This is a genomic window from Xanthomonas maliensis (genome assembly GCF_009192945.1).
Classification (GTDB): domain Bacteria; phylum Pseudomonadota; class Gammaproteobacteria; order Xanthomonadales; family Xanthomonadaceae; genus Xanthomonas; species Xanthomonas maliensis.
The window spans coordinates 22,329-42,670 of sequence record NZ_NSET01000065.1; the positions used below are offsets into that span (position 1 = coordinate 22,329).

21 protein-coding genes are annotated in these 20,342 nt (G+C 66.2%); 10 read left to right on the forward strand and 11 right to left on the reverse strand.

The genetic code is table 11. The annotated features are described in order from the left end of the window. Positions 1-3 precede the first annotated feature (3 nt). The 4 genes from CKY51_RS19170 to soxR form a co-directional block, all read right to left on the reverse strand. On the reverse strand, positions 4-750 hold the full coding sequence (locus tag CKY51_RS19170; RefSeq protein WP_022973287.1) for a SapC family protein: 747 nt from the start codon (positions 748-750) through the stop codon (positions 4-6). Between the two features lie 266 nt (positions 751-1,016). After that, on the reverse strand, positions 1,017-4,175 hold the full coding sequence (locus tag CKY51_RS19175) for a TonB-dependent receptor (protein ID WP_170292355.1): 3,159 nt from the start codon (positions 4,173-4,175) through the stop codon (positions 1,017-1,019). 792 nt (positions 4,176-4,967) lie between these two features. Next, positions 4,968-6,944: a M1 family metallopeptidase gene (locus tag CKY51_RS19180; RefSeq protein ID WP_031340274.1), complete on the reverse strand. Its 1,977-nt coding sequence runs from the start codon at positions 6,942-6,944 to the stop codon at positions 4,968-4,970. 79 nt (positions 6,945-7,023) lie between these two features. Further along, entirely contained in the window at positions 7,024-7,470 is a 447-nt protein-coding gene (gene soxR / locus CKY51_RS19185) for a redox-sensitive transcriptional activator SoxR (protein WP_022973283.1), read from the reverse strand. Between the two features lie 95 nt (positions 7,471-7,565). Here soxR and CKY51_RS19190 point away from each other — a divergent pair, with 95 nt between their 5' ends. After that, positions 7,566-8,936 (forward strand): MFS transporter, encoded by a 1,371-nt coding sequence (locus tag CKY51_RS19190; RefSeq protein WP_031340273.1) that lies wholly within the window; start codon positions 7,566-7,568, stop codon positions 8,934-8,936. Between the two features lie 398 nt (positions 8,937-9,334). On the opposite strand, the gene CKY51_RS19195 is transcribed toward CKY51_RS19190, so the two are convergent. From CKY51_RS19195 to pdxH, 7 genes are all read right to left on the reverse strand, one after another. Further along, on the reverse strand, positions 9,335-10,501 hold the full coding sequence (locus CKY51_RS19195) for a glutathionylspermidine synthase family protein (RefSeq protein ID WP_022973281.1): 1,167 nt from the start codon (positions 10,499-10,501) through the stop codon (positions 9,335-9,337). Position 10,502: 1 nt separating this feature from the next. Next, positions 10,503-11,078 (reverse strand): DUF1190 domain-containing protein, encoded by a 576-nt coding sequence (locus tag CKY51_RS19200; RefSeq protein ID WP_022973280.1) that lies wholly within the window; start codon positions 11,076-11,078, stop codon positions 10,503-10,505. An 11-nt stretch (positions 11,079-11,089) separates the two neighbouring features. Further along, positions 11,090-11,494 (reverse strand): DUF350 domain-containing protein, encoded by a 405-nt coding sequence (locus CKY51_RS19205; RefSeq protein ID WP_152249684.1) that lies wholly within the window; start codon positions 11,492-11,494, stop codon positions 11,090-11,092. A gap of 28 nt (positions 11,495-11,522) precedes the next feature. Beyond that, positions 11,523-12,197 (reverse strand): YjfK family protein, encoded by a 675-nt coding sequence (locus tag CKY51_RS19210; protein WP_031340271.1) that lies wholly within the window; start codon positions 12,195-12,197, stop codon positions 11,523-11,525. 452 nt (positions 12,198-12,649) lie between these two features. Continuing rightward, on the reverse strand, positions 12,650-13,423 hold the full coding sequence (locus CKY51_RS19215) for a PspA/IM30 family protein (RefSeq protein WP_152249685.1): 774 nt from the start codon (positions 13,421-13,423) through the stop codon (positions 12,650-12,652). Between the two features lie 12 nt (positions 13,424-13,435). Then, positions 13,436-13,852 (reverse strand): YjfI family protein, encoded by a 417-nt coding sequence (locus tag CKY51_RS19220; RefSeq protein WP_022973276.1) that lies wholly within the window; start codon positions 13,850-13,852, stop codon positions 13,436-13,438. Positions 13,853-14,087: 235 nt separating this feature from the next. After that, positions 14,088-14,687, reverse strand: coding sequence for a pyridoxamine 5'-phosphate oxidase (gene pdxH, locus CKY51_RS19225; RefSeq protein WP_022973275.1), 600 nt, complete (start codon positions 14,685-14,687; stop codon positions 14,088-14,090). A 164-nt stretch (positions 14,688-14,851) separates the two neighbouring features. On the opposite strand from pdxH, the gene CKY51_RS19230 reads away from it, so the two are divergent. The 9 genes from CKY51_RS19230 (at position 14,852) to CKY51_RS19270 (ending at position 20,254) form a co-directional block, all read left to right on the forward strand. Beyond that, entirely contained in the window at positions 14,852-15,394 is a 543-nt protein-coding gene (locus CKY51_RS19230; protein ID WP_022973274.1) for a shikimate kinase, read from the forward strand. Continuing rightward, the gene (aroB, locus tag CKY51_RS19235; protein WP_022973273.1) at positions 15,391-16,503 is read left to right on the forward strand and encodes a 3-dehydroquinate synthase; all 1,113 of its coding nucleotides are present in this window, start codon (positions 15,391-15,393) and stop codon (positions 16,501-16,503) included. The genes CKY51_RS19230 and aroB overlap by 4 nt, the downstream gene beginning before the upstream one ends. A gap of 126 nt (positions 16,504-16,629) precedes the next feature. Beyond that, positions 16,630-16,881, forward strand: a complete 252-nt coding sequence (locus CKY51_RS19240; protein WP_022973272.1) for a WGR domain-containing protein — start codon at positions 16,630-16,632, stop codon at positions 16,879-16,881. A 12-nt stretch (positions 16,882-16,893) separates the two neighbouring features. Beyond that, positions 16,894-17,958, forward strand: coding sequence for a uroporphyrinogen decarboxylase (hemE, locus tag CKY51_RS19245; protein WP_022973271.1), 1,065 nt, complete (start codon positions 16,894-16,896; stop codon positions 17,956-17,958). A gap of 639 nt (positions 17,959-18,597) precedes the next feature. Next, positions 18,598-18,885, forward strand: a complete 288-nt coding sequence (locus CKY51_RS19250) for a RebB family R body protein (RefSeq protein WP_152249686.1) — start codon at positions 18,598-18,600, stop codon at positions 18,883-18,885. Between the two features lie 34 nt (positions 18,886-18,919). Continuing rightward, positions 18,920-19,189, forward strand: a complete 270-nt coding sequence (locus CKY51_RS19255; protein ID WP_022973269.1) for a RebB family R body protein — start codon at positions 18,920-18,922, stop codon at positions 19,187-19,189. A 29-nt stretch (positions 19,190-19,218) separates the two neighbouring features. Further along, positions 19,219-19,485 carry a RebB family R body protein gene (locus CKY51_RS19260; RefSeq protein ID WP_152249687.1) on the forward strand — a complete coding sequence of 89 codons (267 nt, stop codon included), beginning with the start codon at positions 19,219-19,221 and terminating at the stop codon, positions 19,483-19,485. Positions 19,486-19,536: 51 nt separating this feature from the next. Continuing rightward, entirely contained in the window at positions 19,537-19,815 is a 279-nt protein-coding gene (locus tag CKY51_RS19265) for a RebB family R body protein (protein WP_022973268.1), read from the forward strand. A gap of 103 nt (positions 19,816-19,918) precedes the next feature. Further along, positions 19,919-20,254 (forward strand): hypothetical protein, encoded by a 336-nt coding sequence (locus CKY51_RS19270; protein WP_022973267.1) that lies wholly within the window; start codon positions 19,919-19,921, stop codon positions 20,252-20,254. The last annotated feature ends 88 nt before the right edge of the window (positions 20,255-20,342 follow it).

A 20,342-nucleotide genomic window follows, 5' to 3' on the forward strand; every position in this document is an offset into this window, starting at 1 on the left:
GCATCACCCCTGGGGGGCCGCCGCCAGCTGCAGGCGGCGTTGCTTTTCGGCCATCAGCCGCCGCAGATTGTGCTGCGACGCCAGCATCAGGAACGCGCCTTCGAGATAGCCTTGACGATGCAGCGTCTGCAGGATTGCCCCATCGAGCGCGGCCAATCGCTCGCGATCGATGGCGAACAGGCCATCGAGCTGCGCGCGGTGATTCGCATCCAGGCCCACATCCAGCCGTATTGGTTGAATCAGTCCGGCGGCATCCAGCGCGGCGTTCATCGCGCGCCCGGCCTCCACCCCATCGTGGATGCCACGCAGGATCTCGATGATGTGCTGCAGATACGGGCTATGCCCGCCTTCGGGCAGGAATACCGCTTCGCCCTCGGAACGACTGATGCGCGGATGCTCCAGATCGACATGGATCACCGGCTCCTGCACCAACGCGCCATCGATGCGCTGCTCCTGCAGACCGATCAGGAACGGCCCCTTGGCAACGATGCCTGGCACGTAATTGGCATTCCACCGCCCACCGTGCAGGAACAGGTTCTCGTGGGTCTCGAACCCCAGCAAGGCGACCGATTGATACCCCTCGCCGGCCGGATCCTTGCGGAAGAACAGCGGGTATTCGCGCTGGAGCTCGGCGTACTCGGTGACGAAGGCCGGTACCAGGCCGACGGCATCGCCGAATTCGGCACCGAATCGCAGAATGACGCGGACATCGTGGTGAGCCACATTGTTGAGCACAGCGTAACGCGTCATCAGAACTCCGGCAGTGAAACGCAGCGCCGATCGCGCCAAGGGTCGAGGAGGCGGCGGGACGGATCGTCGGCTCGCACTGGCGGCGAGCATTGCCAAAAACGCCGGTCCCGGCAAGCGGCATGGCAGCAAAGCGGCCGCTGCCGAGCACCTTCCGGATCAAGACGCCTGCAGCCGCGGCCACAGATGGGCCCGTGGCTGCACAGCCGCGCGCCCCGCCCGCCCTATCCGGAAGGTGGCCGTCGCCGCAGCGACGGCCACCGACGACCTCAGAACGCGTAGCGGACGCCGAGCGTATAGCGCGGCTGTTGATCGACCAGACGGATGATCTGCTTCTCCGACCGTCCGTGCCAACGCACATCCTCGCCGGTCAGATTGATCGCCTCGAAGCCGACCGACAGCTGCTTGTTGAAGGCGTAGCTGACACTGAGATCGAACTGCTGGTAGGGCTCGACATAGTACGGATTGCGGTTGGAGCCGTCCTGATTGGCGGCAATCAGATATTCGTCGCGCCAGTTCCAGGCCAGGCGGGCGCTCCAGCCGTACTTCTCGTACATCAGCATGATGTTGGCGGTATCGCTGAGGCCGAGCAGGGCGAACTGGTCGCGATCGATCACATTGTTGTTGAAGCCGACGTCGCCTTCCACAATCGTGTAGTTGGCGTAGATGCCGAAGCCGGTACTGCCGAAGAAGTATTGCCCGCCCAACTCCCAGCCATGGATGTTGGCCTTGTTCTGGTTGACCGGGCGATTGACATCGAATTCGTACAGCGGATCGGCCGCGGTACCCACCAGATCGTAGGCGTTCTCCAGTGCCAGCGTCTGCGCCGAGCTGCCGTTGTACGCCGCCAGCCCGCCGGTCGCCGCCGCGTTGCGCAGCAGCGCCACGGTGGAGAACAACGAGGTGTCGTTGGCCGCACAGGCCGCGGCCACATCGTTGCCGGCCGCCCCGACCTGCGCCGCGCATGCTGCGCTCTGCAGGAAGGCCAACGCCGCCTGCGCGTCCGGGCCGGAGGTGGGATCGCGCAAGCCGTAGAGCGACTGGCGCGAGACAGTGTTGCCGATGAAGTTGCTGACCCGCTTGTTCCAGAAGGTGGCCGAAATATAGCTGGCGTCGGCGAAGTACCACTCCAGCGCCAGATCCAGGTTGTCCGACTCCAGCGGATCCAATGCCGGGTTCTGCGAATCGCCGTCGGCACGGGTGGACGGATTGATCAGCACCGAACCGCTCGGCTGGTTGGGCACCGGGCCGGCGATCAGGTTGTTGTATGGCGCCCGCGCGATGGTCTGCCCGAAGGAGGCACGCCCCTTGAGCGAGTCGCTGAAGTCGATGCTGAAGTCCAGATTGGGCAGGATGTAGTTGTAGCTGGTCTTCTCGCTGAAGGGTTGCAATTCGGACGAGCGCAGGATCTGGAAGTCGTTGTTCGACTGCCACAGGATCGCGGTCGGCGTCGCCACCTGCGAGGTGGATTCCACATCGGTCCGTTCGTACCGCAGGCCGACTCGGGTGTTGGTGGTCAAACCGCCGAGCTCACCGCGCATTTCCAACTGCACGTAAGCCGAACGGGTCTTTTCCTCCACCAGATTATCGGCGCTGTACAGCGGGTTATAGCGCGTATTGGCGCCGTATTGCCCGGCGGCCCATTGCGCCAGCTGATTGGCATCACCACGCCAGGCATTGCGGGCGGCGCCGTTGGTGTTGAAGTCGTCGAACATGCCGGTGATGCTGACCGGCCTGAGCAGTGCGACCATGCCAGGCTCGTTGCCGGCGTTGGCGGCGCTCCAGTCGCCCAACGTGGAGGTGTTGTCGCTGGTCAGCCGGTTCATCTTGGTATTGGCCGAACTCACGCCGAACTGGAAGCGCCCCTCGTCGAAGTCGAAGGTACCGTCCACCCGGCCTTCCTTGATCTCGGTGACCTGCTTTTGATAGTAGATACGCAGCACCTGCGAACCGAGATTGGCCGCGGTGAAGTCCGGATTGACCACACCGTTGGTGCCGGCGACCGAATCGGCGGCAGTGGGATACCAGGTCCGCGCACCGATCGGCAGCGAATTGTTGAACCACAGCTCCTGCCCCCATTGCCCGCCGCACAGCGGCCCATTGCTGCAGTTGTTGGTGCCGGCCAAGCTGAAGTAGGTGGCGCTCCCGCCGGTCAGCGGATCGTTGGGCAGACTCTGGGTCTTGGAGTCGTGGGCATCGAAGCTGAGCTGGAAGCGATCGCTGACCTGCCAATCGGCGTTGAAGCCCAGCGAACCGAGCCGATATTTCTGCTCGTTGCGCTGCTGCTCCATGCCGAAATCCTTGGCACCGTTGGGGACGTCGCGCAGATATACCGGGGTGGCAACGGCCTGCCCGGTATCGAAGGTCAGATCGGTGAAGCTATTGGCGCGCTGCAGCCAGATGCCCTGCTCGCCGCGCCGCTCGCTGATCTCGTTGGACGAGAACGTGTAATCCAATGTCAGGGTCAGGCTGTCGCTGGGAGCGAACTGCAGCACGGCCTGGCCATTGATGCGCTCGCGTTCGAAATCCGCGAACGCATAGCGCAGGTCGTTGGGCATGCCGTACAGCTGGCCGATCTGCGGCGCATTGGTCACCACCGCGTCCGGACGCAGCGCTGGATCGGTGCCGGTCCAGCGCTGGATGTTCCAGGTGTTCTCGGTAGCCTGCACCGAACCGCCGTGGCGCTTCTGGTAACTGGCGCTCAGGCCGATACCCCAGGTCTTGTCGTCGTTGGTGTAGCTGAAGATGCCCGACACTTCCGGCGTCAGCGAATCGCCAAACGGCTGCGAGCGGTCCGACACCATCTTGGCACCGGCATTGGCGACCACACCGCTATGGTTGAAGGGCTTGTCGGTCAGGATGTTGATGGTTGCGCCGATACCGCCGCTGGGTGCGGTGGCGCGGCTGGTCTTGTAGACCTCGATACCGGTAATCGCTTCGGAGGCGAGCTGGGCGAAGTTGAAGGCACGGGTACCGACGTCCACGCCACCGATCGGGGTCTGGCCAGGCGCGCCGAACGCATCGGCGCCGGGAATCAGGCGTCCGTTGAGCGTCACCGTATTGAACTGCGGACCAAAGCCGCGCGCGGTCACCTGCGCACCTTCGCCATCGCGGCGCTCGATCGAGATACCGGTGATGCGTTGCAGGGACTCGGCCAGATTGGTGTCCGGGAACTTGCCGATGTCCTCGGCACTGATCGCATCGACCACGCCCGCGGCATCGCGCTTGATGCCCATGGATTGGTTGAGACTGCTGCGGATGCCGGTGACGGTGACGGCATCGAGGGTGGTGGCCGTATCGCCACCGGTCTGCGATTGCGCCGCTGTCTGCGCAGCACTGTCCTGCGCGAAGGCCGGATTGATCACCAGCAAGCCACCGACGAAGGTGAACATGGCCTTGGATTTGAAACTGTTCAACGAACGACGCATCGATATGTCCTCGGGTCTGGAGTCCAACCACCCACGGCCGGTGTCGCGATCTGCGACGTGGCATCTGTCAACCAGCGCCGTCGCTGCGGCGCATGGCACGAATCCCTGCAGCACTGCATGTCATCCCCCTGCATTTGGATCGAACGAATCCCCCTGATCCTGCGGCGGTCGCACAGCGTCACGCCCGCAAGAGGGCGACAGCTGCACGATCACGACAACTGCTAGATACCCCGCGCCCCCCTGCGCTTCGGTATCGTCATCGATGCGAACCACGGTGACCAGCGGTTCGACGATGCGGTCGAGTACCGTTTTTGATAGCGCTAACACTCAGCGAAGCCTAGTCACGCGTGGCCAGGCTTGTCACCGTGCGTTGCAACAAAGCGACTATCGCGCACGTCGCGACAGTGCGCGGACGCACACTCGAGTCCGTCAGCATATAGAGACGTATCGCGGCTGTAAGCGTTACCAGCTCGATAAGGTCAAGAGCATCACATTGCCGATGCGCTCGCTCGCTATGCGCATGCCTGATGCAGGCATCGCACACGCCTGCGCAAAATCGCGACATCCACCTCATCGCAGACGCGATGCACAGAGGGTTTTCCGCCGCGCCAAGCGCGCGGCAGCACACGGAACACTTCTCGGATATCGCAACGCGCAGCGCAATCGATTGCGCTGCACTGTGTTGTCGTCAAACCGGGAATGGGCGCGCGTGTCAGCACGAATGCCAGGGGGCATTGGCCGATACTGAGCACGCCCGGCCACGTGCGTGGCCGGCTACGCGCCCGCGACAGCTCAGTTCGCTACGTTGCGCTGGTTATCGCCCCGGTCCGCATCGGGCAGCACGTGGTCGGGATCGACGATCACCCGCAGCACTTTCTGCCGGGTCGGCAGCACCAGTTGCGGCGCACGCTCCTGCATCCACACTTCCACCGGCACGCGGCGATCCAGATGGCCGCCGTCGGCGAGCTCAGCGCGGACAGTCACCGGCAAGACCAGCTTCTGTTGGCTATGTAGGGTCAGCTGCACGCCCTTGGCCGGATCGTGATCGATGTAGTGCGCATCGCTGATGCCCATATCCAGTTGCCAGTTGTTGAAGTACCAACCGCGCCACCACCAAGACAGATCCTCGCCGCTCTCGCTTTCCATCAGGCGGAAGAAATCCGACGGCGTCGGGTGGCGGTAGGCCCAGGTGGCGATGTAGCGCTTGAACGCACGATCGAAGCGCGCCGGCCCCAGGATCTGCTCACGCAACAACACCAACCCCAACGCTCCCTTGAAGTAGATCAGCGAGTGCCGATACGTCTCGCTGATGGCGTCGGCACGATCCATCAGGGTCGGCGCCTTCGCATCGGCCAGCAGCGGCAGGATCTCGTCGACCGGATTGCCGCCCTTGGGGGCATATTCGGAATCGCGCTTGGGCGCGTATTCGCCCTTGTTGAAGGCATCCGAGGCATAGACGTCGATGAACGTATTGAAGCCCTCGTCCATGAACGCATGCCGCCGTTCATTGGAGCCGACGATCATCGGGAACCAGGTATGGCCGATTTCGTGGGCGGTGATCCAGAACAGATCCTTGCCACCGTCCTCGAAACCGTCGAAGACGATTCCCGGATATTCCATGCCGGCGCCGTAGCCGCCCAGGTTGACCGCGGCGGGCCACGGATAGGGATACCACTGCGAGAAGTGCTCGATCGCGCCTTTGACGTATTCGGTCGAGCGTCCCCATTTGTCGGCACCAAGACCCTCGGCCGGATAGACCGACATCGCCAGCGACTGCTTGCCCTCGGGCAGGTTGATGCGGGCTGCGTCCCAGACAAAGGCCGGCGACGCCGCGAAGGCGACATCGCGGGTATGGTCCATGTGGAAGCGCCAGGTGCGCGTGCGGCCCGTTGCCGCCGCAGCCACGTGCGCAGCCACCTCCTCGGGCGTGCGGATCACCACCGTGCGGTCGCTGCGACGCGCCTGCGCCAGCCGCTGCTGCTCGGCCGCGCTGAGCACCTCCTGCGGATTGACGAGCGCACCTGAACCGGCGACCAGGAAGCCCTCGGGCACCGTCACCGCGTAGTCGAAATCGCCGTACTCCAGGTAGAACTCGGCACCGAGATACGGTTGCGTGTCCCAGCCACGCAGATCGTCGTAGACCGCCATGCGCGGATACCACTGCGCGATCTCGTAGATCTCGCCCTGCTTGCTGCTACTGACCGCCGTGCGGCCGCCCCAGGTACCGGGGATCTGGTAGCGATAACGAATATGCAGCGTCAACGTCTTGCCCTGCCCGCTCAGTGGCTGCGGCAGATCCACCCGCAGGCGAGTGTCATCGACCAGATAAGGCACCGCCTGGCGGCCGTTGCCCATGTCGACTTCCACGCTGGCGATCTGCATGCCGTCGGTGAATTGCGTGCGCCGCGCGGGGCGGCTGGCCGCGGCACGGGCATCGGCACGGTAGATGTTCTGGTCCAACTGCAACCACAGCACGTCCAACGCATCGGGACTGTTGTTGGTATAGCGGATGGCGGCCTCGCCGCTGAGCTGATGGCTGGCGGGGTCGATACTGGCCTGCAGCCGGTAATCGGCGCGGTTCTGCCAGAAGGCCGGCCCCGGCAAGCCACTGCCGCCGCGATAGGCAGTGGGCGGTTCCGGCAACTGCAACGGGGCGAACAAGGCCTGCGGATCGAAACCGCTATCGCTGGCCGGCGCGGCAAACGCCGGGGCCACCAGGCTGGCCAGCAGGAAGGGAACGGAGGCGAAGCGGCGCAAACGAGGGCTCATTGCAGAATCCTGCGGCGGGGGGATCACCGAAATCTTAGAACAGAGCAAGCCGATGCGGTCGCACGAGCGTGACGTCAGCTCAACGCGCGCGCAGCGAGGCCAGTCGCACCGCGCCGTCGCCGTGCTTGCCCAGCACATCGCCAGGATTGCTCAGGCGACAGCGGCGCAACGACAGGCATCCACAGCCGATGCATTCGCTCAGTTGATCGCGCAGGTCCTGCAACTCGGCGATACGCGCATCCAGCTGGGCGCGCCAGCACGCCGACATGCGCGCCCACTCCGCGCGCGTGGGCGTGCGCTGCGCCGGCAGCAGCGCGAACGCCGCCAGCACCTGCTGCAATGGAATTCCCAGCCGCTGGGCAACACGGATCACCGCAATGCGGCGTAACACATCGCGGGCATACCGCCGTTGATTGCCAGCGGTGCGCAGGCTGCGGATCAACCCCTTGCGTTCGTAGAAGTGCAGGGCCGACACCGCCACGCCGCTGCGCTTGGCCACCTCGCCCACCGATAGCTCCTGCCCCATCGCCTTGACCTCAACCTTGGTTGAGCAAGCATGCTGCCCCGCGCTCACTCGGCGCAACCACCTGCGTCGCCCACCGCAGCGTCTCCGGAGATCCGATGACCGACCGCACCTGCCCCGCATCCACCCCTGCTGCTACAGCGGCACGCAGGGCAGACAGCATCCTCGGAGCGCGCTATCGGGCGACAACCGGGGCGATGGTGAGCCTGGTCGCACTTGGCGCCTTCGAAGCGATGGCGGTGGCCGCAGCGATGCCATCGGTGGTCCGCGCACTCGCTGGCGTGGCGCTGTACGCGCTGGCCTTCAGTGCGACGCTCGCCGGCAGCGTGGTCGGCATGACCATCGCCGGTCGGGGCTGCGATCGTCATGGACCCGCCCGCATGCTCGCGCTGGGCATGGTGTGCTTCGTGGCCGGGCTGTTGGCCGCTGGCCTGGCGCCAGGAATGCCGCAACTGATCGCTGGGCGACTGCTGCAGGGGGTGGGCAGTGGCGCCTATGTGGTGGCGCTGTATGTGTTGGTGGGCCGCCTGTATCCACCTGCGCTCAGGCCCCAGGTGCTGGCGGCCTTCTCCGCCGGCTGGGTGGTGCCCTCGCTGGTCGGGCCCAGCGTTGCCGGCTGGATCGTCGGCCAGTTCGGCTGGCGCTGGGTCTTTCTGGCCGTGCCGATGCTGGCCGTGCCGATCACCGCGCTGCTGTGGCCAGCGATCCGTACCCAGGGCCGTGTTGGCGGGGCCGCGACCGCGCACGCAGGTGCACTTGGATGGGCGATTGCCGCGGCGGCGGCAATCCTGAGCATCTCCGTTGGCGCTCGGTTGCACGGCGCCGGCGCCGCCGCCTTGGTGGTGCTGGCCAGTGCGCTCACCGCCGTGTGCGCCTGGCGCCTGCTGCCGGCCGGCACGTTGCGGCTGGCACGCGGGCTACCGACGGCCGTTGCGCTGCGCGGCATTACCGCCGCCGCGTTCTATGGCGTGGAAGCCTTCCTGCCATTGCTGCTGACGCGCGAGCGGGCGCTGTCACCGTGGTTGGCCGGGCTCGCGTTGAGCGTGGGCGCACTGGGTTGGTCGGCCGGTTCCTGGTTGCAAGGTCGCCGCCGCCTGCCGACGCAACGCACGGGCTTGCCTGCACTGGGTGTGCGCTGGCTCCTGCTCGGCCTGGCAATCAACAGCGGCGCGCTGTGGCCAGCGTTCCCGGTCGTGGTGGCGATCGCCGGCTGGGGCCTGTGCGGTGTCGGCATGGGGCTGCTGCTGCCCAGCCTGTCGGTGCTGGCACTGGCGAATACGACACAGCAAGGGCGTAGCAGCGCCGCGCTGCAATTGGGCGAAGCGATCAGCGTGGCGAGCGTGCTGGCGATCGCCGGAACGCTGTTTGCGCTGCTGCTACCACGGGTACCCGCGGCCGCCTACCTGGGTCCTTTCGCACTGTGTTGGCTGCTCGCGGTGGCAAGCCACTGGCTGGTGCAGCGGCTGTAACGATCGGCGCTGGCGTCATCGCCTCGCCGGCGGGTGCGGGCCGCCAGCCGTCGTCAAGCACGCATGTGCGGTTTGCTCGGACGACTGCCGCCGGCTGCAGCACTGTCCGTCGCGCGCCTTGCCGGCACCGGTGTGATCTGCGCATGCGATGCGTCGGCCAGAAGCGCCGCGCCTACAGACCGACAGCACACCGGTTCGCGCTGTCACGCGATGGTCAAATTTTGACCACCCCTCTTGACAGCCTTGCGGGCCGGGGGCCGAGACCACTTGTCCACAGCCTTGTGCAGTTTTCATCCACAGGGGGTGTGGAAAACCCCGCCACTGCAGATACGGCGTCGGCCCCGCCAGACGTCACGCCGCTCCACCCTACCCGGCCGACGCCGGCGCACGGCTTGCGCTTAGTCGACGATGACGTGCGGGACGAAGCGCGAGCTGTCGCGGGTGATCGGGCCATCGTCGTCGCGCATGCCCAGTCCGGCGGCACGGTCGGCGACCACCCAGCTGCCTACCAACGCATGCCGGCCCGCGAACACCGGCAGCGGATGATGCGCCTGCAGGATTGCCGGACCATCCGGATACGGGCCATCGGTCTGCGCGACCAGCCCCTGCGCGGTCACCAGAGCGATGTTGGCGCCCTCGCGCGACAGCAGCGGCTTGCGCACCCAGCCTGCCGATGGCGCCTCATTGCCGTCGGCAAAGCGTGCCGGCAGCAGATTGGGATGACCTTGATGGCGTTCCCACAGCAAGGGCAGGATGCCCTTGTTGCTGAGCACCGCCTTCCAGGCCGGCTCGATCAGGCGAACGCGGTTGGCGCACAGCGCCGGACCGAAGCGTTCTTCCATCATGAATTCCAGCGGGTACAGCTTGAACAAGGTGTGGATCACCTGATCCTGGGTATCGGTGAACCAGCCCTCGGCGCTCAGGCCGATGTCCTCGATGGCCACTTCTTCGGTCGCGATACCCACCTGGTGCGCGCAATCGCGCAGATAACGCACGGTCGCCTGATCCTCCAGCGAATCGCGCACCGCGGAGAAATGCATCCGCGGGCCGATCGCGCCGTCCAGCGCCAGCGTGCCCAGCGTCTCGCACAGCAGGTCCTGGATCAGGTTGTACTGATCCGTGCCCGGCGGCAGCGCGCCGTCGGCGATGCGTTGTTCGAGCCACAACCACTGGAAGTACGCCGCTTCGTACAACGACGTCGGCGTGTCGTAATTGAGCTCGTAGAGTTTGGCCGGGCCGTCGCCGGCATAGGCCAGGTCCATGCGTCCGTACAGATGCGGGTCGCGGTTTTTCCACGAGGCGGCGATCCAGTCCCAATAGAACGCCGGGATGGCCAGCCGACTCAGCAATGCGTCCGAGCCGACCACCTCGTCGACCAGCTGCATCGCCATGTCATGCAGCTCCTGGGTAGGCGCCTCGATGTCGTCCTCGATCTGCCGCAGCGAAAACGCGTAGTAGGCCTGTTCGTCCCAGTACGGCTCGCCATCGATGGTGTGGAAGTGGAAACCGAGCGACTCGGCCTGGTCGCGCCAGTCCGGGCGCTCGGCGATGGCGATGCGTCGCATGTCAGCCGCCGAAGCCGCTGCTGCGGCCACCACCGAAGGAGCTGCGCGCAGCGGCACTGGAACCGAAACCCGAGCGCGACACGGTGATCGCCCGCGTTGGCATGTCGATGGCGCCACTGCGGCCACGCACGGTGCCGATACGGTCGCTGGCCAGGTCGCCGTTGGGCTTGTAGAAGCCGCCGCTGCGATAGTCGCGATACAAGGGGATGGCGCCACCATAGCGATAGCCGTAGCTGCCCCCGCTGGTCATATTGCCCAGCGCATAGCCGAGCAGGAAACCACCCATCGGCGGAATCCAGCTGTGCTGGCCCTGTTCGTCCACCTCGGTGCAGCTGCCGAACTGGGCATCGCACTCATAGCGGCTGCCGAAGCGCGGCGCCGATTGCCGGTGCTTGGCGGTGGCTTCGTCGTAGGCCTTCAGGCACTGCTCGATGCTGCCCTGTTCCTGCTTGAGCTGATAACAGTCCGACGCCGACTGCAGCACGACGCCGGTTTCCGGCTCGGACCCGCAGCCGGTCAGCAGCGCCGCCGGCACGGCGGCCATCAAGGTGAGCTTGAGATTGCGCGAGCGTTTCATGCCAGGCTCCGTTACGGCGTGATCGCCGCGGCGTTGATCAGGCCGACCGATACCGAGACGCCCGCCGAGAAGATTCCCGCCGAGATGACGTTGTCGGTGATCTGCCGCGAGATCCGCCCCGCCACCAGGTTGGCCAGCAGATGGGCCACGACCTGCACCACCACAGCGACGCCGCCCCAGATCAGCGCGTCGAGCAGGCTGACCGAGTGGCTGATCGCCGAGTGCAAGGGCAGCGCGATGCCGATCAGGTTGCCGGCAAGCGCAGTCGCCGCTGCGGCATTGCCCTGACGTAACAAGGTGAAATCGCGATGCGGGGTGACCAGCGTTACCACCACAGTGGCGATGACCAACACGCCCAGGCCGGTACCGACATAGGAAAGAAAGGCGAGCAGGCTGTGCAGAGTGATCGGAGTCATGGCAGGACCGGAATGAGGAAGGAGAGGCTCAGGTGATGTCCAGGTCGGCCTGGGTGACGTCGATCCCGACCGCATAGGTGATGCAGAACTCGTTGGGACCGGAGTCTTCGCCGGTGACCAGCAGGAATTCGTCGCGCTGCAGTTCGGGCACCGCGCGACTGTAGAGCATGGCGTAATGGGTCAGGTCGCCATCGGGGCGCGGCGGCTGGTAGCGGTACAGCACTTCGTCGTAGGCGATCGCCGGGATACGCCCGAGCGTGTCGGTGGACTGGGTCGCCCGCTCCCAGCGCTTGCCCGCATAGTCGATCTGCGCGGCACCCAGGTGCGGATGCTGCAGCACGAAATCCTGAAACGCCTGCTTGCTCTGCGGGTTGACCGTCTCGCAGAACACGAAGGCCTTCATCGCCTCGACATCGCCGCCGACGGTGGTGACCTGCAGAAACGCATCGTCGTCGAGATAGAAGCGATGCAAGGCATAACCATCGCCCAGATCGACGTAGCCGTAGCAGGGAATGCCCTGATTGCCGCCAGGCAGCTCGGCCGTCATCGCCTCCGGCGCCATGCGATACAGCGTGGTGTCGATGGCGACCTGCCCGCCGACCCGCAATCCCAGCGGCAGCGCATGGCCAATCGCACCGCTGCCGGTGGGCAACGGCGGAGGTTGCGGTTGGCCGAACAATTTATTGAAGAAGCTCATCGTCATGCACCTGTGGGCAATCGGGATGGAAAGGCGACGGACGCAGACACGCCCGGCCGGGTGATGGCCTGCGCGGAGACCGCTGCTCGGCCAGGTCGTACAGCATCGCATGGACCGACAAGCGGGTTTGTTCGCGCAGCGTCCAGCGGACGATGCCGAAGGATCGCAGTGGCAACGCGGTCATGTGCCGAGGCGCGCTGATGCCGGCGCGCGATCGCGGCAGGTCGCCGACGGAGATGGCAAGCACTGGCCCGACCTGCTGCACGCTAGCGTATCGGTCGCGGTCGTTCCGCGATCGCAGGGCCCCTCAGTCGCACCACGGCCCCGCGCTGATCGACCAGCACCTCGGCCTGCACCTCATGGCGTACAAGCCCCACGCGCCGCGTCACACGGCGTCGCGCTGCAGGTTGCGCTGGTCCAACCTTGCGCATGGCGCATCCTGTGCCGTGGCCGCTCGCTCAGCTGTCGCTGCGCGGCACCTGCTGCACGTCGCGGACCTGGCCGATCAGCGGCGCGGTGCCCCCGGCGTTGTCGTGACCCAGCTGCTGGGCCGGCTTCTTGAAGCGGGCCAGCACGGCGGCGGCATTGGACTCGCCGTCCATCAGCCCGGCAGCCGCCAGCCGACGGTTCAGGTCGCCGTCGCCGCTGGAGGATTCCAGCTCCTCGGCCGATTCGATCCGCGCCGCCGTCTCGGCCTGGCGCGACTTGATCCGCTCCAGCGACTCCAGCGCCGAGCCCATCTTGCTATTGGCACCGGAATGGCGCGCGGCGATGGCAGCCTGCGCACGCTGGACGGCATCGGTCGCCTTGACGGTATCGATCTGCTGACGCATGCCGCGCAGCTGGTTCTCGGTCTTCTGGATGGTGGCCTTGAGGGTGAGGACCGACTGATCCAGCGCCGCCTTGGTGGTCTTGTCGCCAGCGTCCTCGCTTTCCAGCGCCGCCAGCTTCACCGCCACGTCGTGCGCCAGCGCCTCGTCGCCCTTGGCCAGCGCACCTTCGATATAGCGGGTGTACTCGGCCATTTTGTCGGCGCGCGCGTCGATCTTCTGCTGCGCCAGCTTGCTCTGCGCCATCAGCTTGGTCAGCTCTTCGCGCGAGCGGGTGAGCTGGGTTCCGGCATCGCGCATTTCCTGATCCAGGATGCGCAGCGCATTGGCATCGACGGCCTTCTGTCCGGCCTCATGTGCGCCGCCGCGCAGCAGCGTGATCAGCTTGGAAAAGATACTCATGACAACAGGCCCTTAGGAAAAGAACGGCTTGAGGGATTCGGCAGCGTCCAGGGTGTTGGTCGCCAGGGTGTGGATTTCCTCGTCGATCTGATCGAGGGTGGACGAGGCCGCCAGTTCGCCGAACACGATATAGGCGTCCTTGCCGTCCATTTGCACCAGGCCCAGGTTGGACAACGGATTGAGCGGATTGAGCCGCATGCAGGCATCGTTGAAGGCGGCGCGGTCCTTGACGTGATCGCCCATCACCAACAGCGTGGAGACGAATATCTGCGAACCGGACGCGGCAACCTGGATCTGCATGTCGCCGTGGTCGCCCAGGGTCAGGTTGATGGCGGGCTCCAGCCCATCAACAAGTTCGACGTGGATCGGCAGGTCGTGATAGCGCTCGGCCAGCAGGCCATGCAAGGCGACGGTGGTGTACTGCGTCATGGCTGTCCTGTCCGTTGGGCATGCGATGGGCCAACATAGTACAGACAGTTGGCGACCAGCAGAACGGCACGCCCAGGCGGGCATTCAGCGGCCAAGCGGGAGGGTTCCGGCGCCCCGACAGCGTCGCCCTCATGCCTGGACGGTGCGGCCGCAGCACTGCCGACAGGCCATCCGATCCGAGCGTGGGGCAACCGCTTGGCCGAGACAGCTGGCAGCCACGCCCCCGGCCCGGCGCTCAGGGATACAGCATCCGCTTGCTCCAATGGCTGGCCATGTCGGCTTCGTAGCGCCAGCGCTCATGCAGGCGGAACTTGGCGCCATACCAGAATTCGAAGGCCTGCGGCACCACCCGAAACCCGCCCCAGCCTTCCGGGCGCGGGACCTCGCGGCCGTCGAACGTGGCTTCGACCTTGGCGATCGCCGCATCGAACTCCTCGCGCGAGGCCAACGGCTGCGACTGCTGCGAGGCCCACGCGCCAATCTGACTCATGCGCGGCCGCGAGGCGAAGTAGGCGTCGGCTTCCTCCGCGCCCACCAGTTGCACCCCGCCTTCGATACGCACCTGGATCCCGGCTTCGCGCAGGCTGCGCCACAGGAACAGCAGCGCCGCCTGCGGGTGGGTCTGCAGGTCGCGGCCCTTGGCACTGTCCAGATGGGTGTAGAACACGAACCCACGCGCATCGAAGGCCTTCAGCAGCACGGTGCGCGCGCTCGGCCGGCCATCGACGCTGGCGGTCGCCACGGTCATGGCGCTGGGTTCGATCTCGGCGCTGTCGTGCGCTTCGGCGTACAGCGCGGAAAAGGTGGCCAGGGCTTCTGCATACAGGTCGGGCATGACGGCACAAGGGCAGCGAAGAAGATGCCTATTGTGGGCGCATCGGTGCGCTTTCGCCTATGCCGCCGGCGCGACCGCTGGACGCACCCGCCGGCACGCCGCCGCGTGCGCGCAACGGGGCCCATCGCTCCCGACACGCCAAGCGAATGTTAGGATCGCAGGGGATGAATCCCGCTCCCAATCTCGCGATGGTCGGCCCGATGGGCGCCGGAAAGAGCTGCATCGGCCGCCGCTTGGCCGAGCGCTTCGGGCTGGACTTCGTCGATGTCGACCAGGCCATCGTCGAGCGCGCCGGCGCCAGCATCCCGGAGATCTTCGCCAGCGATGGCGAGGAGCGCTTCCGCCAGTACGAGCGCGACGTGCTGCAGGCGCTGCTGGCGCAGGACAATACGCTGATCTCCACCGGCGGCGGCGCCATCCTCGACCCGCACAACCGGCAACAGCTGAGCAGCCGCAGCTTCGTGGTGTATCTGCATGTCAGCGTGCCGGCGCAATTGACCCGCCTGGTGCGCGACCGCAACCGCCCCCTGCTGCAACGACCGGACCGCGAGCAGGTCTTGTACGCCCTGGCCGAGCAGCGCACCCCGCTGTACCGCGAGGTCGCCGACCTCAGCCTGGAAACCGATCACCTCTCGCCCGGCGAGGCCACCGCGCAGCTGGTGCTGCGATTGGCCGCGCAGTGGCGCATGTCGAGCACTCCCGCATGACTTCTTCCCGTTCTTCGCGCAGCGTCCAGGTCGACGGTGCCCTGCCCTACACCATCACCATCGCCCCCGGCCTGCTGGCCGATGGCGCGCGTCTGGCCGGCCACGTGCGCGGCCGCCACGCCTTGCTGGTCAGCGACTCGCACGTCGCCCCGCGCTACGCCGCCGGCGTCCGCAGCGCCCTGCTGCAGGCGCGCCCGGAGCTGCGCCTGGGCGAGTTGGTCATCGCCGCCGGCGAAGCCTCCAAGACCCTGGACAACTTCGGCGCAGCGATCACCGCCCTGGCCGAACTGGGCGCCACCCGCGATGCCTGTGTGTTCGCCCTGGGTGGCGGCGTGGTCGGCGACCTGGCCGGCTTTGCGGCCGCGTGCTGGATGCGCGGAGTCGACTGCGTGCAACTCCCCACCACGCTGCTGGCCATGGTGGACTCGTCGGTCGGCGGCAAGACCGCGGTGGATATCCCGCAAGGCAAGAATCTGGTGGGTGCCTTCCATCCGCCGCGCGCAGTGATCGCCGACACCGACACCCTGCGCAGCCTACCGGCCCGCGAGCTGCGTGCGGGCCTGGCCGAGGTGGTCAAGTACGGTGCCATCCGCGACCCGCTGTTCTTCCAGTGGCTGCATGCCGAGCGCCATGCCTTGCTGGATGGCGACCCGGCCGCACTGGCACAGGCGATTGCCCGCAGCTGCGAGCACAAGGCCGAGATCGTGGCGCGCGATCCGCTCGAGAAGGGCGAACGCGCCCTGCTCAACCTGGGCCATACCTTCGGCCATGCCATCGAAACCGAGCAGGGCTACGGCGCGCCCGGCAACGACAACCTCAATCATGGCGAGGCGGTCGCGGTCGGCATGGTGCTGGCAGCACGGCTGTCGGCCGCACTGGGCATGGCCGATGCCGACCAGACCTCCGCACTGGTGGAGTTGCTGCAGGCGTTCGGGCTACCGACTGCGCTGCCGCCGGGGCTATCGCCGCAGTCCTTGCTCGGCCGCATGCGGTTGGACAAGAAGAATGTTGCCGGCCGGCTGCGACTGGTCCTGTGGCGCGGCATTGGCCAGGCCGAGGTCGTCGCCGACGTCGACGAAGCGGCGGTGCTGGCAATCCTGGCCAGCTAGCGCGGCCACGGCGGCCGAGCGTGCCACCCGGCACACGATGAGGCGATGCCTCGACGCTTCGCCTGCACGGCCGGCGCCGGCAGCGCCCAATGCGGGCTTCAGCACCGCCCGGCTACAATCGGCGGCATGCGCATCCTTCTGCAACACGACGCCGGCGGCAATGCACCGCTTCGCTATGTCCAGCTGACCTTGCAACCGGATCTGTTCGGCGGCTGGGAATTGCTGCGCGAGAGCGGCGAGATCGGCGGCCGTACCCAACTGCGGCGCGACCAGTACCTGCAACAGGACGAGGCCGGACGCGCCTTCGAGAAAGCCCGCGACACCCAACTCAAGCGTGGCTTCCAACTCATCACCGGCGGCGCCGACGCGTCGCGCTGAGGACCATCTTCCATGCTCAAGAACGATCGCCTGCTGCGTGCCCTGCACCGTCAGCCCGTGGACCGCACCCCCGTCTGGCTGATGCGCCAGGCCGGTCGCTACTTGCCCGAGTACCGCGCCACCCGCGCGCGTGCCGGCAGCTTCCTGGGCATGGCCAAGAATCCGGACATCGCCTGCGAGATCACCCTGCAGCCGCTGCAGCGCTTCCCGCTGGACGCGGCGATCCTGTTCTCCGACATTCTGACCATCCCCGACGCGATGGGCCTGGAGCTGTATTTCGTCGAGGGCGAAGGTCCCAAGTTCCGCCACCCGGTGCGCGACGCCGCGGCGATCCAACGCCTGGCGGTGCCGGACATGGAAACCGAACTGCGCTACGTGATGGACGCGGTACGGCTGATCCGCCGCGAGCTCGACGGTGCGGTCCCGCTGATCGGCTTTTCCGGCAGCCCGTGGACCCTGGCCTGCTACATGATCGAAGGCGGCGGCAGCAAGGAATATGCGCGCATCAAGGCCATGGCCTTCAACGCACCGCAGCTGCTGCACCAACTGCTGGAGACCGTTACCGATGCGGTGATCGCCTACCTGGCGGCGCAACGCGCCGCCGGCGCACAGGCGCTGCAGGTCTTCGACACCTGGGGCGGCGTGCTGTCGCCGGCGATGTATCGCGAATTCTCGCTGCCCTACCTGACCCGGATCGCGCGCGAGCTCGAACGCGGCGACGGCGCCGAACGCACCCCGCTGGTGCTGTTCGGCAAGGGCAACGGTGCGTACGTGGACGAGCTGGCCGCCAGCGGCGCCGAAGCGGTGGGCGTGGACTGGACCATCTCGCTGGCCGATGCCGCCCAACGTGCCGACGGCCGCGTGGCGCTGCAGGGCAACCTCGATCCGGCAACGCTGTACGGCAGCCCGGACGCGATCCGCAGCGAAGTCGGCAAGGCGCTGGACAGCTATGCGCAAGGCAATGGCGGCTCGCGCGAAGGCCATGTCTTCAACCTCGGGCACGGCATGTCGCCGGATATGGATCCGGAACACGTGGCAGTGCTGGTCGAGGCAGTACGGACCTTGAGCGCACGCTGAGCCCGGAGCGGTCTGCCATGGCGATAGCGGACCGCAGCCGGGCAGCCCTGCGCCCACGCGTGCAGACGTCTGCACGCGCCACGCCCTCCTGGCGTATGCCTGCACCAGCTAACCCCGCGTCTGGCAGATAACCGCGCCTGTCCTATCACAGGGCCTCCGCCGGTCAGCCGTAGGCCACTACTGGCCCCACTGAGCGCCCACCCATCCCGCGCTTGCCCTGTGATGCGCAGCCTGCGCCGCAGCATTGCGCGCGCCCGGCTAGCGGCGCGCGCCGCACGACTGATCTAGACATCCCGCCGTAAAGCAGGCAGGCCGTTGCGCACGTGAAGACCTGAAGGCGTGACGAGCACTAGCGCACATGGCGTTGGCGAACTCCATCGCGATGCATCGGTGATTCCACCGCATGCCGTGCGCAGCACCGCGCAACGCAGCCCCCATGGCGACTGGCGGGCAATGCTTTCACATTGAAAAGCCCGCGATCCTCGTCATTCACGCCGATCTTTGCCAACGGTGGTGGCTTACATTGGCCCCACGGTGACACCTCGCACCCGCCTCGCTTCGCTGGCGACAGCGGCACGCCGGCCCACGACACCGTTGCGTTCGACCCATCCACTCATCCGCATCAGCAAGGAGCGAGACATGGCATTTCCGACGTCCGTCAACGACCAGATCACCGATTCGGTCACACAAGCCAATACCAAAGTGCTGGGCGATGCGCCTGCCATCGCCATGGGCAATCTCTACCAGGCCACCGCACAGGCCTTGGCCAATGCCGCCCACAACGCGACCAATGCGCAGCAGCAGAGTTACGTCACCGCGCAGTCAGCCACCACCATGGGCGTGGCCACGCTCTATTCCATCGACACCGCCACCACCGGCGTCGCCACCAAGCAGGTGCTGAGCACCGGCGTCAAGGGCCTGGGCTAAGCCCACCTTGATCTTAGACAGCTAAGGAGCACGTATGGCATTCCCGACCGCAGTCAACAACCAGATCACCGATTCCGTCACCCAGGTCAACACCAAGGTGCTGGGCGACGCACCGGCGATCGCGATGGGCAATCTCTACCAGGCCACCGCGCAAGCGCTCGCCAACGCCGCTCACAACGCCACCAACGCGCAGCAGCAGAGCTACGTCACCGCGCAGTCGGCCACCACCATGGGCGTCGCCACGCTCTATTCCATCGACACCGCCACCACCGGCGTCGTCACCAAACAGATACTGGGCGTGTGACGTCCTGCTGACGCCAAGGAATCAATCGCATGGCATTTCCCACTGCGGTCAACGACCAGATCACCGATTCGGTCACACAAGCCAACCTGCAGGTGCTGGGAAGCGCACCGGCTGCGGCAATGGGCAATCTGTATCAGGCCACCGCGCAAGCACTGGCCAACGCAGCCCATAACGCGACGCTCGCGCAACAACAGATGTATGTCACCGCGCAGGCGGCGACGACGATGGGTGTATCGCTGCTGTACTCGCTCGATACCGGCACCACCGGTGCCGCGACCAAGAAGATCCTCAGCTAACCGTTGCCGCTGCGGATTCTTCTCCTCTCTCTACCTAAAGGAGTTTTCACCATGGCCTTTCCGACTGCCGTCAACAGCCAGATCACCGATTCCGTCTCGCAGGTCAACACCAAGGTCCTCGGCGACGCGCCGGCGATCGCAATGGGCAACCTGTTCGTCGCCACCAGCCAGGCGCTGTCCAACGCCGCCCACAACGCCACCAACAACCAACAACAGTCCTACGTGACGATGCAGGCCTCGACCACCCAGGGCGTCTCCACCCTGTACTCGATCGACACCGCCTCCGATGGCGTGGCCACCCGCGAAATCCTCAGCGCCGGGCTGCGGTAATCGACAACCAGGCGCCGCCACCGCCGCGTGTGCGGCGCCTGGTTCGATGGGCAGTGCAACGCAACTCTACGCATCTTCTGCTTGAATCCAGAAAGGACGCATCATGTTGCAACTCCACCATGTGCCCACGTCCAATACCCTGGACGTGGTCGTGAGGCTGATCCGGGGCCGCACCATCGTGGCGACGTTCGCGCCGCACCAAAGGGCGGTGATGAACGTCCAGTTCGACGGCATCCTGCCGATGATTCCAGGCATCCAGCCACTGGTGTATCGCCAGGCGCTGGGCGGCGTGATCGACGTACCGCACGGAAATTTCGCGCTGCTGGAGCGGGTACCCAGTGGCGTCGCCTTTCAGTACGCGTGCAGGCACGAACCGCAGAACACCGTGCTGTTCTCGTCCTCGGCCGGCATCGCCCAGCGTAGGCCGTCGCTGGCGTAGGACGCCAATCCCCTGCCATGCAGTCCAGCGCACGTCTCGCGAGCGTTGCCAGCCTGGTCGGCACGGCCGCATCGGGCGCGGCAATGGC